Genomic DNA, 16,549 nt, shown 5'->3' with positions numbered 1-16,549 from the left:
CTTGCCTCACTGCTCGGTGTAGTCGAGTATCCGGACCCGTACCGGTGCGCCGTGCACCGATCCGGCGGCTTCCCACGCCGGGTGGCCGTGACCGCGGTCGGCGTCGAGGTCGAGGTTGACGACGCCGTCGGCCCCGTGCGCGATCTCGCTCCACAGCGACAGCGCGATCGTGCGGCCGTCCAGGGCCGCACTCCCGTCGGAGACCACGCCGGGCGACGCGCCATGCGTGTACGGCGACGGCGCGGCGGACGGTTCCTCGACCTCCGTGGCCGGGTAGCGATGGTAGGTCGACTCCGGGTCCGGCTCCTCGAGATGCGGCCCGAACGGCTCGACGCTGATCCTGGTGAACTGTTCGTAGAGCGGCAGCGACGCAGTCGACTCCGGGACGACGAGCCCCGTGATCACGAGGAAGGTGCGGGCCCGCGCCAGGGTCTCGAACATCTGGGTGTGCAGGTCGAACAGCAGCATCACGAGCTGGAGCGCCTGCGGCGAGGTCCCGATCGCCGTCAGGCCCTGCTCGGTCGACTGCGGATCCCACACCTCGCGCTGCTCGCGCGGGTCGGGCGGGTCCTGCTCGAACAGCATGCTGAGGAACATGTTCTCCCAGAACGTGCACGTCTCGTCATTCGCCCACTGCACGATGCACCGGACGAACGCCTGCACGAGGTCGGCCACGAGGAGGATCAGCGCGATCACGCCGCAGACCTCGCTGGCGGACTTCACGTCGGACTTGCCGGGTGCACCGGGTCCGGGCTCGCCCGGCCCGATCTGGACGGCGGGGCCGTTGTCGGTGCCGACGACGTCCAGGTCCTGCGGAACGAGATGCGCCGGCGGATTCGCGGGATCGCTCCAGGCGAGCGCCATCCATCCGCCGGAGGGCGGGGCGGGCGCGGCCGGCATCGTGAACGAATCGAGCAGGCGAAGGTGGCGGATGACGCGTTCGACGCCCGTGCTCATCGACGGCGCGCTCACGTCGGCGGGCAGATCGTATGCCTCGCGCAGGGATGCGGTGAGGACCTCGTCGAGGTCGGGATCGAGCGTCCCGTTCGGCGCGACGGTGGCGAGCAGGTCGGCGAACCGGGTCGGCGTGTCGGTCGGCGTCGACTGGTTCGACGACACCCAGCTGCCGATCGAGTACGACCCGAGGCGGTCGCGGAAGCGGTGCAGTCGCCGAGGCCCGCCGACGACGTGATTCAGGTACGCCGACCCGCTCGCGTGCGCCGCGTAGGCGCTCGTCGCACCGATGGCGGCCGCGAGGCACCTCGGTGTCGCAGGCTCGGCATTCCGGTACAGCGCGCGGACGAAGGCATCGCCACGGCGTGCGATGACGCGATCGCGCCAGCGCCACCGGGATACGTCGAGGTCGTCCTGGCGCGGATGCGGGGGGAGGTGCTGCATGGTCGTCGCCTCGGCGCGGATGACGTCGACGTCGGCGCGCAGGGCGATGGCGTCGTTGGCGAGCTGCTGAAGCTGCACCGTCGCCGTGTCGAACGTGCCGGTCGCGTTGGGAGCGGTCGGATTCTCGAGCGCTGATTCGAGCGCGGCTCGGATGGATCCGAGTCGTTCGGCCAGTTCGCGCCCGCGGCTCCAGGTGGCCGACGCCCGGGCCAGCAGGTCGAGCTCGCTGCCGTCGCCGTCATCGTCATCGTCATCGTCATCGTCATCGTCGGAGCGTGCGATGACGTGATGGACGAACGCCCCGAGCAGCGCGGCGGCCGGTGCATCGCGCACCGCATCGACCGCCGCCTGCCGACGCGCTTCGAGTTCGGGTTCGAGGAACGCGGCCTGTTCGAGCGCGCCGACGAACGACACATGGATGCTTCGGAGCCAGCGGTACTCGATCATCGGAACGCCTTCCGCGAAGAATTCGAGACAGGCTCATCTTCGCGGTGTGGGCGGGGTGCGGCAACAGGGTCAGCACGGAGAAACGGCGACGGCGGTTGTCTCGACGAGATGAGCGGGCGGCCGGGGATCATCCCCGGCCGCCCCTGTGACGTGCGTCCCCGCGCCTACCCGCCGGTCAGGCTGATCACCAGCCGAACCGACAGCGCCACGACCGACACCAGCCCGACGACGCCGAGCACGTTCTGCCACCATCGGTTGCGCATCTCGCCCATCAGCGACCGCCGATTGGCCATGACGATGATGAGCACCGCGAGGAGCGGCGCGACGAGCACGGTGAGCGCCTGCGCGATGACGATGAGCTGCACCGGCGCCTGCTGGAAGATGAGGGCGACGGCCACCCCGAAGGCGAGGATGCTGCCGCTCACGATCTTCGCCGTCTTGGAGCCCGACGAGGCCCCGCGTCCGAGTCCGTCCGAGAGCATGGTCCCGCCGGCGGTCGCGTTGGCGATCATCGACGAGAACGCGGCGCCGAAGAACCCGAGCGCGAAGAGGGTGGATCCGATCGGGCCGGCGAGCGGCTCGAAGATGCCCGCCAGGGCGACGATGGTCGCCGCGGCCTCGCCGGTCGAGCCGAGTACGGCGGCGGCGACGACGATCACGAGCGAGGTCATGATGCCGGGCGCGACGATGCCGGGGATGGTGTCGACGATCGTGACGTCGCGGTACTGCTCCTCGGTGCGGCCGCGTTCCTTCGTGCCGTACGAGGTGTAGAAGGCGGCGTTGACGCTGAAGTTGGTGCCGACGAGCGCGACGATCAGCAGCCAGGCGCCGTCCGGCGCGGTCGGGATGAGACCCGACGCAGCCGAGACCCAGTCGGGGTTCGCGATGAACGCGCTGAGGATGAACGCGACCGACATGGCGGCGACGGCGACGACGAGCACCTTCTCGATGACGCGGTAGACGTTGCGGAACAGCAGCAGCGCAGCGACCGCGACGGTGCAGATCACGGTCCACATGATCGGGGCGCCGCCGAGCAGCATCGAGAGGCCGAGCCCCGCGCCGACCGCGTTGCCGACCGAGAACATGAGCGTGATGAGGAACACGCCGATGCCGGCGAGCACGCCGACGGGCGTGCCCAGGTGGTCCTTGATCGACGAGATCAGCGACACGGGCGACTTGATGCCGAGCCGCACGCTCATGTCGGTGAGGAAGATCATGAGCACCGTCGACACGACGACGACCCAGATCAGCGTGTACTGGTAGCCGCTGCCGGCCTGCACGGCGGTGGTGAGGTTGCCCGGCCCGAACTGCCAGGCGCCGGCGACGAACGCGGGGCCGATCAGCGCGAGCTGCTGCCAGAACGATCGGCGCCGGCCGCTCGATTCGACGATGGCGCGCATCGACTCGGTCGAGACGCGGCCGTACCCGGTGCCCGGGGTCGTGGTGGTGTGGCGGGTCTTGGTTCGCTCACTCATGGCGAGCCTCCTTCTTCGGAGTGCGGCGCCTGGCCGCGCAGTCGTCATTGACTCGGGTGCCGCACTTCGACGGCGACGATGCTACGCCTGGGCGGCGAGATCGGTGAGGGGGTGGTTGGCGGGGGCCGGATGCCTCGGGCCCCCGCCGCAGTGATCAGACGGTGACGCCGACCTTCTCGAGGCCGGCCGACGCGAACGCCGCCGCGATCTCGGCGTCCGCGCCATCCGGCAGCGGCAGCAGCGGGGTGCGCACGGTGGCGTGGTCGAGGATGCCGCGGTGCACGAGGCCCCACTTCAGGGCGACGGTGCCCTCCATGTGCGAGCCGCGGTGGTACACGTTCTTGGTGACGGGCAGCAGTCGCTCGTGGATGGCGTGGGCGCGCGGGTAGTCCTGCGCCTTGCCGGCCTCGATGAGCTCGATGAGCGCCTCGGGGGCGATGTTGCCGTAGCCGACGAGCAGGCCGTCGACGTCGAACATGGTCGGCAGCAGGTACTCGTCGTGGCACGAGAGGATCTGCAGCTCGGGGTACGCGGCGCGCAGGGCGGGGATCTCGGTGTACCAGCGGCGCATGTTGCGGACGCCGTTCTTGGTCGCGAACACGCCCTCCTGGCCGGCGATCTCGAGCTGCGTGTCGAGGTCGTAGGTGGCCTTGGTGTTGTCGGGGTACTGGAACAGGATCGACGGCAGGCCGCTCGTCTCCCAGATCTCGCGGTAGCGGCTCTGCGGGGCGCCCTGCTGGTAGCCGAAGCGCAGCCAGCCGTGCGAGGGGTAGACGAGCCCGGCGGAGGCGCCGGCGGCCTTCGCGCGCTCGGCCTCGAGCGCGGCGACCTTGTTGCCCTCGCCCGTGATGCCGGCGATCACGGGCACGCGGCCCTCGGTCGAGTCGACGAACGCGCGGATCACGTCGAGCTGCTCGTCGACCGTCAGGAAGGTGCCCTCACCGGCGTGGCCGAGCACGACGAGGCTCTTCACACCGTCGATCGAGCCGAGCCACGAGCCCAGGCGCTGGATGGCGGCGAAGTCGATGTCGCCGTCGGTGGTGAACGGGGTCACGGGTGCGGGGTTCAGTCCGCGAAGGTCGAGTGCCATCGTCCGACTCCTTGTCTTTCTCTTCGTCGAGACCCGCGGTGTGGAAACGATACCGGGAACGTTTGCGGGAACGTTTGCAAGCATGCTTCATGACGTGAGCGACTGTCAACACCCGATTCCGGATGCCGCGTGGCGCGCGCCGTCGCATGGCGCCCGATCGCGCCGGTCGCCCGCCCGTAGACTCGCGGTGGCAGGAGGTTGAAGGTGGAGCGCACGCACGCCGGTGGGCCGGTCACGCTGAAGGATGTCGCGCAGGCATCCGGCGTGAGCATCTCGACGGTCAGCCGCATCCTCGACGACCGCACGCCCGCCTCCCGAAGTGAGACGGCGCAGCGCGTGCGCCGGGTCGCGGAGGAGCTCGGGTACCGCCGCAACATGTTCGCCGCGAACCTCCGGCGCGGCGCCACGGGCACGATCGGCGTGCTCGTCCCGCGCCTGACCGACACCGTGATGGCCCTCATGTTCCAGGCGATCGAGGAGGCCGCCGGCCGCCGCGGCTACTTCGCCGTGGTCGCGACCTGCGGCGACGACCCCGACGACGAGCGCCGCGCCACCGAGACCCTCCTCGATCGCAACGTCGACGGCGTGATCCTCGCGACCGCCCGCCTCGACGACGAGCTTCCGGCGTCACTGCGCGCCCGCGACATCCCCCACGTCCTCGTGCTCCGCACCGACCGCATCAGCCCCTCATCGCTCGGCGACGACGAGACCGGGGGATACCTCGCGACCCGCCACCTGATCGACCTCGGGCACCGCGACATCGGGATGGTGACCGGGCCGTGGTTCACCTCGAGCGCCCGCGACCGCCGGGCCGGCGCGGAGCGCGCCCTCCGCGAGGCCGGGCTCCCGACCGACGACACCCGCATGCTCTCGGTCGGCTACGGCGTCGACCACGGCATCGAGGCGGGCACGCGCCTGCTCGACCGCCCCGACCGTCCGACGGCGGTCTTCGCCGCGAACGACAACCTCGCGATGGGCGTGCTCACCGCGGCGAGCGGCCTCGGCCTCCGCATCGGATCCGACCTCTCGATCGTCGGCTACAACGACATCCCCCTGGTGTCGCGGCTGCCGGTGGCGCTCTCCTCGGTGCGCACGCCGTTCGAGCAGATCGCCTCGACGGCGCTCGAGCTGCTGCTGTCGCCGGGGGAGGGGGAGCGAGGCATCCGGATGGCCCTGCCAACGCTCATTCCCCGCGCGTCGACGGCGCCGCCGGGGCGCTGACGTCGCGGCCGCGGTTGACGGGCGGCACGATGAATGCTCGACTTCACCGGTTTCCGAGTGGAAGGTGCGCCTCGTCCAACTCGCCACCCCGTTCCACGCGCAGGAGGCGGCGTACTTCGAAGACCCGGATGCTTGTCCGGCCTCACTCCGGGCTCACGCGGGCTGCGGGACATCCGCCGCGGGCCAGATTGACGTAGACGATCCTTCGAATGGGCAGTGCAGGGGCGCCTGGCGAAGCGAACGCTCTATGTCAGCCCTGACTGGTCCGCCGACCAATCAAGTAGCGGATGGCGCCATTGAGGTCCGGAAGGAGCTCGCCATCGGTTACTCCCACTTCATCGCGCGTGAACGCCACGACTCCATCGTTCGTAACCCGCATCAGGCCGTAGTCGTATCGGCTTCGACCGCTCGTCATGTGATACCAGTCGCCCGGCTCGATCTGTGCGCGTCCGACGTCGTACGAGGTGTCGGCATACCGAGTAATCCGCGCAGTGCCCAGTTTGTCGACCAACGTATCGATCTCGATGCCGACCGCACCAGCCGCATCCACTTCCTCAGGAGTCGCCATACGGCCGACCCTAGCCCGAGCCTCTGTCATGCGGATCGACCACGCGGACCGCCGTTAGAGCGGCCCGCCGTGGGACTTCGAGCTCGCCCGTCCGGGCCTCGGGGGCACGTCGGCGTCGCGCTCGGCCGGTCGATGCCCGATGATCTTGCGGCGATCCCGAATGCGCAACCTGCACTTGTGCGCGGTCGCGGCGAGGCGCGTCGCAGCTAGGCCGACGCGATGACGCCGTAGGAGATGCTAGATGCGGTGCCGACAGGAGAGGAGGGCTGCATGCTCGAAAACGGCCCAGGCGCCGCGTTCAACTGTCCCCGCGTCAGGAACCTTCCTCCCGGGTGCCGACCTACCGATGCGACATTGACATCTTGTTGAATGGCCGTGATGTCGGTGGGTGTGTGTAGCCTTTCGGCTTGTGACTCTCCTCGACGAGATTATCGACGCTAGTTCAGACTCGAAAGTGCCGACGCCCGATCTCTTGCGCAAGGTGCTAACCGTTGCCCATCGGCTCGGCGCAGCAGACATCGTTCAGTGGACCAAGCATGAGCTTTCGGGCTACCCCAAGGGCATAGACGTGCCGGCCTACCGGACGTTCGATTCGAACGTGATGGCACTCTTCACCGGCCCCATGCAGAGTCAGATTAGGCACCAGCTGACCGCTCGTCCTGAGGGCATGGACGATCTTTGGAGGGTCGACATGCGCGAACCCCTGGTTGAACTGCAGGCGCTTGCTGAGGCTGAAGCAGAGCCCTCTCGGGCGTGGTCCGCATATGCGGTCAAGGCGTACGAGGAGTCCGGCGTATTTAGGATTCAGTATCATAATCTCTTTTCGGCTTGGAACGTGGTTACCAGACAGAGCCTCCTCGGCGTGGTGGACTCTGTCCGATCCAAGGCGCTCGAGTTCGCGCTCGAACTCCAGGCGGATTTTCCAAATGCCGGGGCAGTCGGGGGTCCCACCGTCGAGAATCCAGGTGTCGCCAGAGTTGTCTACAACCTCACGAACAACATCACCGGAGATGGTACGAATGTCGCCGCCGGAGCGCACATTAGACAGAAATCGGTCGTAAACAAGGGCGACGAAGCTTCGCTCAGGCGTGAAGTAGGGGAGTTGGGGCTTTCAGCCCACGACATCGACGATTTCATCCTGGCACTTCGACGTGATGGCCGGGTCGACGGCCCAGTGACGACCGGGTTCCTCGATCGGGTGCGAACTGGTGCCATTGCGATCGCCGGAAGCGTCTCCTCTGACGTGATCGCAGGGGCGCTGATCGAGCTCGGAAAGGGGTTCCTCGGCCTGTCGTGAACGCTCCTCGCGCTCCACAAGGTGAGCGACGGCCCAAGATCAATTCCTTGCTGCCCGCGGCTCCGTGAGGGCCAACCCGAGAACGAGTGCCGGGTGCACCCATGCTGGTCTGTCTTCACGCAGTTGTACCTGCGCGCCCTCGCAACGGAACTGTCGAGGCGCGTTGACGCCTTGCCGCAGTGAAGACCCCAACACGCTCTCCTCCACCATCCAGTCGGCGAGTTCCTCCAGTCCCCGCATCCCTCTCGACTGGAGCTGGGCGGTGTCGATGTCGCTCAAACGGGACAGTACCTCACTTCGGGAACCGTACTTCGTGGGCCCAAAACGCAAGGCGTTGAACGCGTCCTCAACCCAAGGCGCCGCACGCCGATACTCGTTCAGGAGATCATCAACCTTGTTCTTGCTGTACTCGACTTCGGCAGCCTGAACGGCTCCGCGCCGAATCTTCTCGGCATCGGGCGCAGCCGTCTGAATTTCGCTAAGGAACTGGATGAGGTCGCGTGGTCTCATGAAAGTGCGCGAAACAAGATAATTGAACGAGCCAATCGGAATTCGACCACCACGCTGTTGCGTTCGTGTTTCGAATATATCGTCAAGCTCGAGATTCTCACCAAGGCGGCGTTGCAGCATCTCGCGAAGCTCTTCATGGCGCCAGCTGATCTGAATGGTGGAGGCCCGATGCTTATCCTTATCGTCAAATGCGAGCACGTCGTAAATGTCGGTGCGGAGGAAGGCGATAGCCCGCAACCCCCGAAAGGGTTCGTCCCGCCACCCGAAGTCGTCGTTAATCCTCTTCACTGCCTTGATCAGGCCAACGATCAAAGACTTCTTATCCTGAGATGCGTCCCAGGCGTCATCGACCTTGTCGACCAAAATGATCCAAGGGGAGTCGTTCATCGGTGCTATGAGGTGCTGCGCAATCGCGTCAGAAAGCGCCGGGGCAATTTCTCGTGCCGACGGCTCACCCCTAAAGCTAGCCTCTAAGGATGCGCCAAACGCCCCGATCTTCAGCCCTGATATCTGGCCGATTAATGCGCTGGATTTCGCGAGACTGGGAGTGATGTCGCCGAAATTGTCTCGAATGAACGTGGTGAGCACAGCTACGTCGGGCTGGGACTCGCGACTCCAATGTTTGTAGTCGGCAGCCACCACTTGCGCGGCGACCTGCACCAGAAGTGCGAGGTGCCATGCGGCCGTTGCGGCATGCTCTGCCGTTAAGCCCAGGTTCTTATAGTCCGCAAAGGCGCCCCAAGTTAGATCGTTCATGTCTAGCCGGATCACGTTTGCCGGTCGATTGTACTTCTTGAATAGTTCCTCACCTCCCCGAAATAGGGCGGTCTTACCTGAGCCCTTCCGGCCCACGACGAGACCGATCTTGCGGGTCGCGAGCTGTTCTGCGAGCGGGGTAAAGATGAAGTGCTCAATCAGGCGCTCGTCGCTCTCTGCAGATGGGTCGCCAAAATCGAGGTCCACCAGGCGTACTGACATGAATCGAACGATACGCCACCGATCAGATTTCTGTCTTGAACTCGGATGGCTTAGTGCTTCAGGTTGCGCTGTCCGCGCCGAGGCCGTGATTAGCGCGTTCGGCCTCGCGGATCATAAGAGTGTGGCCGCGTTCCTGGCGTCCGCCCCCTCGGAGAACATAGATCGCGACGGTCGATGGCGAAGCGCCAGCTATCGCCGTGGAGACGCGGCAGGTCGCCAGATTCCGAGCTGCGGTCGAGCTCTGCGGGCCGGCTCTGCGAGAGTGCCTTCTGACGGGCGGCGCCTAGATCTTTGTCTGGGCGCGCGCCAGATCGACGAACGTTTCTCGCGCTGCGATTCGCTCATCCTCCCGCTGATCGAGAGTCTGAGCATCGAGTGTGAGCGAACGGATACTGGCTACGGTTGCCTTCTGCAACGATTCTGCGGCCTGATAGACCTTGTCCGGCCCGAACAGCCGCACATGGGCGCTCGCGGTCAACGACGCACGGGCCACAGTTGGCAACTCTGATTCATCACCTCGATGGGCTGCGCCGAGGTAGTTATCGGTCGCCGCAATGAAGTCGGCGTACGCCCTCAGGCGCTGATCGCGGCGCCACTTCACGTGTTCGCGTCGCCCTTGGAGAAGCGCCCCAGCGAAGCCGCCGAGGACGGCGATGAGCGCGCCGACAACCGCGGAAAGGAGAGCGTCCATCGACGTGAGAGCATCCATGACATCGAGTAGGTCCGTCGAGTCCAGCGGTGCGGACGTCGGCGTCGGCGTTGGGGTCGGCGTCCATGTGTTCACGGTAAACATTGCCACCGGCCAAGTCTGTCGGTCGTTATCGAGGTAGACCCGCAGGCACACGCCTTCGGTGCTTCAGCGCTCCTCTTCCCAACTGAGGGGATGATCGGGATCCGCAGCCGAGATCCTTGCCGCTTGAACCACCGGGAATACCGATGAGCCGCAGGCGTTGAACTTGAGCGTACCCAACTCAAGTTCCCCCAGGAGGACCTAGGTGCCAGACGACTTCAACGAGGCCGGCTCGAGCTCGTTCGACGAGTTCCTGAGCCGCTACCTCGCGGGTGAGCAGGCCAGGCAGGCGCGGTCGATCGACCTCAGCCGGTTCCTGACCTCGCGCACCCAGAGCATCCTGCAGCGTGCCGGTCGCTTCGCGCTCGAGCGCGGACAGACCGAGCTTGACGCGCTGCACATCCTGCGCGTCATCGTCGAGGACGAGTCCGTCGCGCAGGCGATCACCCGCGTCGGCGCGTCGCCCGAGCGCATCATCACGGCGACCGAGGCGCGGCTGCCCGCGGGTCTCGATACGGGCGCTGACGCGTCCTACTCGACCAGCGAGCGGGCGAACGCGGCGACCATCACCCCGTCCGCGTCGCGCGCGCTGTTCCACGCGTATCAGGTCGCGCGCTCGAGCGGGTCGACGTACATCGACCCCGAGCACCTCTTCTTCGCGCTCGTGCTCGGGCAGGACGCCCCCGCCGGGCAGGTGCTCGCGCGTGCCGGCGTCACCGCCGACGCGCTCGCGGCCGGTCTGGGGGAGCACGTGGCATCCGATGTCGACGAGGACGGGTCTCGATACGGCGCTGGCGCGCCTACTCGACCGGCGGAGGGGGAGTCCGCCACGCCCATGCTCGACAAGTTCGGCCTCGACCTCACCGAGCGTGCAGCGAACGGCGAGCTCGACCCCGTGATCGGGCGCGCCGACGAGATCGAGCAGACCATCGAGATCCTCAGCCGCCGCACGAAGAACAACCCCGTGCTGATCGGCGAGGCCGGCGTCGGCAAGACCGCGATCGTGGAGGGCCTGGCCCGCGCGATCGTCGAGGAGAACGTGCCCGAGCAGCTGCTCGGCAAGCGCGTCGTCGCCCTCGACCTGCCCGCCATGCTCGCCGGCACCCGCTACCGCGGCGACTTCGAGGAGCGCCTCACCAAGACGATGGAGGAGATCGCCGCCAACACGGGCGAGCTGATCGTGTTCGTCGACGAGGTGCACTCGGTGGTCGGCGCCGGCGGCGCCGGTGAGGGCATGGATGCGGGCAACATCCTGAAGCCCCGCCTCGCCCGCGGCGAGCTGCACCTCGTGGGCGCGACCACGCTCAAGGAGTACCGCACCATCGAGAAGGACCCTGCGCTCGAGCGCCGGTTCCAGCCGGTTCGCGTGGGGGAGCCCTCGATCGAGGACTCCGTGCTGATCCTGCAGGGCCTGCGCCCCGCGTACGAGGAGCACCACGGCGTCACCTACACCGACGAGGCGCTGCGCGCCGCCGTCGAGCTCTCCGCGCGGTACCTCACCGACCGTGTGCTGCCCGACAAGGCCATCGACCTCATCGACCAGGCGGGCGCGCGCCTGCGCCTGAAGCTGGGCGTGAAGGTGGATGTCTCCGCCCTCATCGAGCGCCTCGCCGACCTGGAGGCCGACAAGAACGCGGCCGTCCGCGCCGAGCACTACGAGGAGGCGTCGCGCATCCGCGACGAGATCGAGAAGGTGCAGGAGCGGCTCGACGAGGCGACCGAGAAGGCGGCCGCGCAGGGTCGCGCCGTGGCATCCGGTTCGTCGGATGTCGCGACCAGCACCGTCATCGACGAGGCGCAGATCGCCGCCGTGATCTCGCGGGCCACCGGCATCCCGGTCAACCGGGTCACCGAGGGCGAGCGCGAGCGCCTCGCGAACCTCGAGGGCGAGCTGCACGCCCGGGTGATCGGGCAGGACGACGCGGTCACCGCCGTCGCCCGCTCGGTGCGCCGCAACCGCACCGGCATGGGCGACGCGAAGCGGCCGGTGGGCTCGTTCCTGTTCCTCGGACCGACCGGCGTCGGCAAGACCGAGCTGGCGCGTGCGCTGGCGTCGTCGCTGTTCGACGACGAGGGCGCGATCATCCGCTTCGACATGAGCGAGTTCGGCGAGCGGCACACCGTGTCGCGGCTCGTGGGTGCCCCTCCCGGATACGTCGGCTACGACGAGGCCGGCCAGCTCACCGAGCGCGTGCGGCGAAACCCGTACTCGATCGTGCTGTTCGACGAGATCGAGAAGGCGCACCCCGACGTGTTCAACCTGCTGCTGCAGGTGCTCGACGACGGACGCCTGACCGACGGTCAGGGTCGCACGGTCGACTTCCGCAACACGGTGGTCATCATGACCTCGAACCTCGGTTCGGAGTTCCTCGCGTCGCGGTCGGGTGCGCTCGGCTTCGTGGCGTCGACGGATGGCTCGGGGTTCTCCTCTTCAGAGGATGTGCGCAACCGGGTGATGGGCAAGGTGCGCGAGGCCATGCGGCCGGAGTTCCTGAACCGCATCGACGAGACCGTGCTGTTCCAGAAGCTCTCGGCTTCGGAGATCGCCCAGATCGTGCGCCTGATGCTGGGGGCGACATCCGCTCGCCTGGCCGCTCGCGAGATCGGCTTCGAGGTGACGGATGCCGCGGTGGCGCTCCTGGCGGAGCGCGGCTACGAGCCCGAGTACGGTGCCCGTCCGCTGCGTCGCCTGATCCAGCGCGAGATCGATGACCGCATCGCCGACCTCTTCGTCACGGGCGCCCTCGGCGACGGCGAGGCGGTGCGGGTGGATGCCGCGGACGGCGAGTTCGTCGTGGCATCCGTGCCGAACGCGACGGTGGACCTGGCCGAAGCCGCGTAACCCGCACCGGTCCCGCCGCGGCGGTATCCCTCTGCGCGACGCGGTACCGAAGTACCGGGCGACCGAAGGCCCGACACTCTCCCGAGTGCCGGGCCTTCGGCATGCGCCCGATCAGCGCGAGATCACCTTGGGCGACGACACCGCCTTGAGGCCGTGCACGCCGAACTCGTGGCCGTAGCCCGACGCCTTGGTGCCGCCGAACGGCACGTTCGGGTTCACTGCGCCGTGCTGGTTGATCCACACGGTGCCGGCCTGGACGCGGCGGGCGACCTCGACGGCGGCTTCTGGGTCGTTCGACCAGACGGAGGCGCCCAGGCCCTGCGACGAGGCGTTCGCGCGCGCGATCGCGTCGTCGACGTCGGTGTACTTCACCACCGGGATGACCGGGCCGAACTGTTCCTCGTCGACGAGCGCCGCGCCATCCTCGATGTCGGCCACGACGGTCGCACGGTAGAAGAGCGGGCCGAGCTCGGGGGCCGGCTCACCGCCCGACACGACGCGGGCACCGCGCGATCGCGCGTCGTCGACGAGCCGAGCGACGATGCCGAACTGCTGCTCGTTCTGCAGCGGACCCAGCACGTTGCCCTCCTCGAGCCCGCGACCCATGGGGATCACCCGCGCCAGCTCGGCGAGCGCATCGACCACTTCGTCGTACACCGACTCGTGCACGTACAGCCGCTTGAGGGCCGCACAGGTCTGACCGGTGTTGATGAACGCGCCCCAGAAGAGGTTCTCGGCGATGGCCGAGACATCCGTGTCGGGAAGCACGATGCCGGGGTCGTTGCCGCCCAGCTCGAGCGTGAGCCGGGCGAGGTTGTTCGCCGACGACTCGACGATCCGGCGGCCCGTGGCGGTCGAACCGGTGAACATGATCTTGTCGACGCCCGGGTGGGCGGCGATCGCGGCCCCGACCTCGCGGTCGCCCGATACCACCGTGAGCACATCGGCCGGCAGGTGCCGGTTGAAGACCGAAGCCAGCGCGAGCACCGACAGCGGCGTGTACTCGCTCGGCTTCACGACGACGGCGTTGCCCATGCGAAGCGCCGGCGCGATCTGCCAGACCGTGATCATCATGGGCCAGTTCCACGGCCCGATCGCGCCGACGACGCCGAGCGCCTCGTAGTGCAGCTCGGAGCGGGCCGGGCCGTCCTCGAACACGACCTCGGTCTCGATCGCGGTGTCGGCGGCGTTCCGCACCCAGGCCGCGCTCGCGCCGACCTCGAAGCGGGCGTTCGGTCCGTCGAGCGGCTTGCCCTGCTCGCGCGAGAGCAGCACCGCGAGTTCCTCGGCGTTCGCCTCGATCTCGTCGGCGATGGCGTGAAGGATGCGGCTGCGCTCCTCGTGCCCGAGGGCGGCCCAGGCCGGCTGCGCCGCGCGCGCGGCGGCGACCGCCGCATCGAGGTCGGTGACGGTGTGCACCGGCGCGTGGCCGATGATCTCGCGCGTCGCGGCATCCGGAATCGGCCGGCCGGTCTCGGGGGCGACCGTGACCCGGTCGAGGAGCGTGGTGGATTCGGTGGTGGTCATGATCTTCTCCAGTGCAGTCGTCGGGCCGTCATTCGGCCGGGTAGGCGGTGTCGCTGAGCACGGTGAGGCGGCTGTCGAACGGCAGGTGCACGGGCGCGAGAGTCGGGCCGTCCCAGCAGAACATGCGGCCGATAGACCGCTCGTTGACCAGGTCGATCACCAGGAACGACTCGACGGGCATGACCGACTCGCTCCAGTGCAGCATCACGATGCCGTCGCCCAGCTCGTACGCGGTGGCCGCGTCGACGTCGCCCAGCCCCTGCTCGGCGCCGCGGACGCAGTACCAGACGAACGTGCCGGCGTTGAGGTAGATGTGCTCGTAGTGCTCGGTCGGGCTGTAGCGGTAGAAGATGCGCTTGCCGACGAGCTCCTCCGAACGGCGGAGCGGCTCGATCGCGCCCGTGCCGGCGATGCGGCCCGTGAGGATCGCCGTCTGCATCCGCACCGCGCCGTCGCGGTCGACGAAGCTCGAATCGGCGACCGTCACGCGGCCGTCGTTCCGGTCGACGACCATCGAGACGTCGCTCGCATGCGCGCCCTCGCCCTTGATGAAGTCGACGAAGTACAGCCCGGGGCGCGCTTCGACGGCGCGGTACGGGTGGGTGCCCGTCATCCCGACCCCGTCGCCGCCGACGATCGTCCAGGTCACCGTGCCGCCGGCGAACCGGTGGGCGATCGTCCATCCGTTGTCGAAGACGATGTCGAATTCGCTGCCGTCGAGGTCGGTGCTGGCGTCGAGGGATGGCGCTCCGAAGCCGTCGAGCATCGCGGTGACATCGGGCCACTCGTCGACGGGGACGTAGTCCGTGGCGGTTCGGTTCGGAGCCTTCGTGGTGTCGGTCATGATGAGTCCTTTCGAAGTGCGGGATGTCCCGCGGGAACGTGTCGCGGAGCGGTCGCGGGTCAGGCGGCGGCCGACGTGACGGTGTCGTAGTCGATGTCCTTCTTGAGGCGCGGCAGGACCGCGCCGAGGGCGAAGGCGATCGGGATGAGCCAGAGCAGGAGCTTCGCGGTGGCGCCCTCGCTGAAGAGCATCGCGTCGTAGTTCTGGAGTGCGATGACGAGCACCGCGACGACGAGCACGAGCGACACGGCCGGTGCGACCTTGGTCGTCCAGAATCCGCGCTCGGTCTTCTCGCGGAGGAAGAACACCACGATCGCGAGCGAGGCCAGCGCCATCATGACGATGAACCCCACCGTGCCGAGCGCCACGAACCAGGCGTAGACGACCTCGATCGGGTCGGCGCCGGCGAGCAGGAACGCCATCACGATGACCGCGACGATCACGCCGTTGGCGAGCGCCGCCGCCGCCGGGGCGTGAGAGCGTCGTCCGACCCGGGCGAGCGGCTTCGGCAGCACGCCCGCGCGAGCGAGCGCGAACCCGTACCGGGCGAACATGTTCTGCATGCCGATGAGCATCGCGATGAAGCTCGACACGACGAGCACCTGCATCGTGACATCCAGCCACGGGCCGACGTACGTCGCCGCGAGCCCGAAGATGATGCCCGCGAGGTCGTCCGAGGCGGCCTGCTGCACGTTGTCGGGACCGACCGCGTAGCTCACCGACCAGGTCGCGACCGTGTAGAAGATCGCGACGAACAGGATCACGGCGTACAGCGCGAGCGGGATGGTGCGACGCGGGTTGCGCGCCTCCTCGCTGAAGACCGTGGTGGCCTCGAACGTCGTGAAGCAGGCGAACACGAACAGCACCGCGACGCCGAAGCCGGGGTTCGCCAGCTGCGACGGGCTGAAGCTCTCGAGCGAGGGCGCGTTGCCGCCCGAGCCGATCACGATACCGACGACCAGGATCGCGACGACGGCGATCTCGAGCACGAGCAGGATGCCGAGCACCCGCAGGTTCAGGTCGACCCCGCGCATCGCGAGCACCGTGGTCAGGGCGATGAACGCGAGCGCCCAGACCCAGACGGGCAGGTCGATGCCGAGCCAGCTCGCGACGAGCTGCTGGGCGAACACGCCGAACTGGGCCCAGAACCCGACCTGCAGGGCGATGTAGGTCACGATGACGATGCCCGCGGCGCCGGTCGCGGCATGCCGCCCGAGACCCCGGGCGATGTAGGCGACGAAGCCGCCCGCGTGGACGATGTGCCGGCTCATCTTGAGGTAGCCGACCGCGAAGAGCGCGATGACGACCGCGACCATGACGTACACGAGCGGGACGCCCGGGCCCATGATCGAGAACAGCACGGGGCCGGCCCCGACGAACGCGGCCATCGGCGCCGCGGCGGCGATGACGAAGAACGCGATGCCGACGAAGCCGAGGCTGTTCTGCTTCAGCGCGGTGCCGGACGAGGCGTCGGTCGGGGTCGATTCGGATTCGGTGATGACGCTCATGATGTCCTCCTTTGGACTTCACGTGGTGCGATTGATCAGGGGATGCTCGGGTCG

Annotated in this window: 12 protein-coding genes; 3 read left to right on the top strand and 9 right to left on the bottom strand. The window is 67.9% G+C overall.

The genetic code is table 11. The features are described 5' to 3' along the window. Positions 1–6: 6 nt before the first annotated feature. From ACIQH8_RS03520 to ACIQH8_RS03510, 3 genes are all read right to left on the bottom strand, one after another. Positions 7–1,845: a hypothetical protein gene (locus tag ACIQH8_RS03520; protein ID WP_400994828.1), complete on the bottom strand. Its 1,839-nt coding sequence runs from the start codon at positions 1,843–1,845 to the stop codon at positions 7–9. Between the two features lie 164 nt (positions 1,846–2,009). Next, entirely contained in the window at positions 2,010–3,320 is a 1,311-nt protein-coding gene (locus ACIQH8_RS03515) for an Nramp family divalent metal transporter (protein WP_400994826.1), read from the bottom strand. Between the two features lie 154 nt (positions 3,321–3,474). After that, positions 3,475–4,410, bottom strand: coding sequence for a dihydrodipicolinate synthase family protein (locus ACIQH8_RS03510; protein WP_400994823.1), 936 nt, complete (start codon positions 4,408–4,410; stop codon positions 3,475–3,477). A 204-nt stretch (positions 4,411–4,614) separates the two neighbouring features. Between ACIQH8_RS03510 and ACIQH8_RS03505 the strand changes: the two genes are divergently transcribed. Then, positions 4,615–5,631: a LacI family DNA-binding transcriptional regulator gene (locus tag ACIQH8_RS03505; protein ID WP_400994821.1), complete on the top strand. Its 1,017-nt coding sequence runs from the start codon at positions 4,615–4,617 to the stop codon at positions 5,629–5,631. Positions 5,632–5,881: 250 nt separating this feature from the next. On the opposite strand, the gene ACIQH8_RS03500 is transcribed toward ACIQH8_RS03505, so the two are convergent. Continuing rightward, on the bottom strand, positions 5,882–6,199 hold the full coding sequence (locus tag ACIQH8_RS03500) for a hypothetical protein (RefSeq protein WP_400994818.1): 318 nt from the start codon (positions 6,197–6,199) through the stop codon (positions 5,882–5,884). Between the two features lie 409 nt (positions 6,200–6,608). On the opposite strand from ACIQH8_RS03500, the gene ACIQH8_RS03495 reads away from it, so the two are divergent. Beyond that, positions 6,609–7,496 (top strand): hypothetical protein, encoded by an 888-nt coding sequence (locus ACIQH8_RS03495; RefSeq protein ID WP_400994815.1) that lies wholly within the window; start codon positions 6,609–6,611, stop codon positions 7,494–7,496. A 39-nt stretch (positions 7,497–7,535) separates the two neighbouring features. Here the strand turns inward: ACIQH8_RS03495 and ACIQH8_RS03490 are convergent, their stop codons facing one another. Together ACIQH8_RS03490 and ACIQH8_RS03485 are read right to left on the bottom strand one after the other, a co-directional pair. Next, positions 7,536–8,984: a P-loop ATPase, Sll1717 family gene (locus ACIQH8_RS03490; RefSeq protein WP_400994813.1), complete on the bottom strand. Its 1,449-nt coding sequence runs from the start codon at positions 8,982–8,984 to the stop codon at positions 7,536–7,538. 283 nt (positions 8,985–9,267) lie between these two features. Further along, entirely contained in the window at positions 9,268–9,777 is a 510-nt protein-coding gene (locus ACIQH8_RS03485; RefSeq protein WP_400994810.1) for a hypothetical protein, read from the bottom strand. Positions 9,778–9,979: 202 nt separating this feature from the next. Here ACIQH8_RS03485 and ACIQH8_RS03480 point away from each other — a divergent pair, with 202 nt between their 5' ends. Then, positions 9,980–12,616 (top strand): ATP-dependent Clp protease ATP-binding subunit, encoded by a 2,637-nt coding sequence (locus tag ACIQH8_RS03480; RefSeq protein ID WP_400994807.1) that lies wholly within the window; start codon positions 9,980–9,982, stop codon positions 12,614–12,616. A gap of 111 nt (positions 12,617–12,727) precedes the next feature. Here ACIQH8_RS03480 and ACIQH8_RS03475 read toward each other — a convergent pair whose 3' ends face one another. The 3 genes from ACIQH8_RS03475 to ACIQH8_RS03465 are packed head-to-tail and all read right to left on the bottom strand — an operon-like array spanning position 12,728 to position 16,495. Beyond that, positions 12,728–14,143, bottom strand: a complete 1,416-nt coding sequence (locus tag ACIQH8_RS03475; protein ID WP_400994805.1) for an aldehyde dehydrogenase family protein — start codon at positions 14,141–14,143, stop codon at positions 12,728–12,730. Between the two features lie 28 nt (positions 14,144–14,171). Next, the gene (locus ACIQH8_RS03470; protein WP_400994803.1) at positions 14,172–14,987 is read right to left on the bottom strand and encodes a MoaF C-terminal domain-containing protein; all 816 of its coding nucleotides are present in this window, start codon (positions 14,985–14,987) and stop codon (positions 14,172–14,174) included. A 59-nt stretch (positions 14,988–15,046) separates the two neighbouring features. Next, positions 15,047–16,495, bottom strand: coding sequence for an APC family permease (locus ACIQH8_RS03465; protein WP_400994801.1), 1,449 nt, complete (start codon positions 16,493–16,495; stop codon positions 15,047–15,049). Positions 16,496–16,549 lie beyond the last annotated feature (54 nt).

This window comes from Agromyces sp. GXQ0307, from assembly GCF_044769845.1.
Classification (GTDB): domain Bacteria; phylum Actinomycetota; class Actinomycetes; order Actinomycetales; family Microbacteriaceae; genus Agromyces.
The sequence above is the reverse complement of the archived record's forward strand: the minus strand, read 5'-3'. Positions and strand labels throughout refer to the sequence as shown.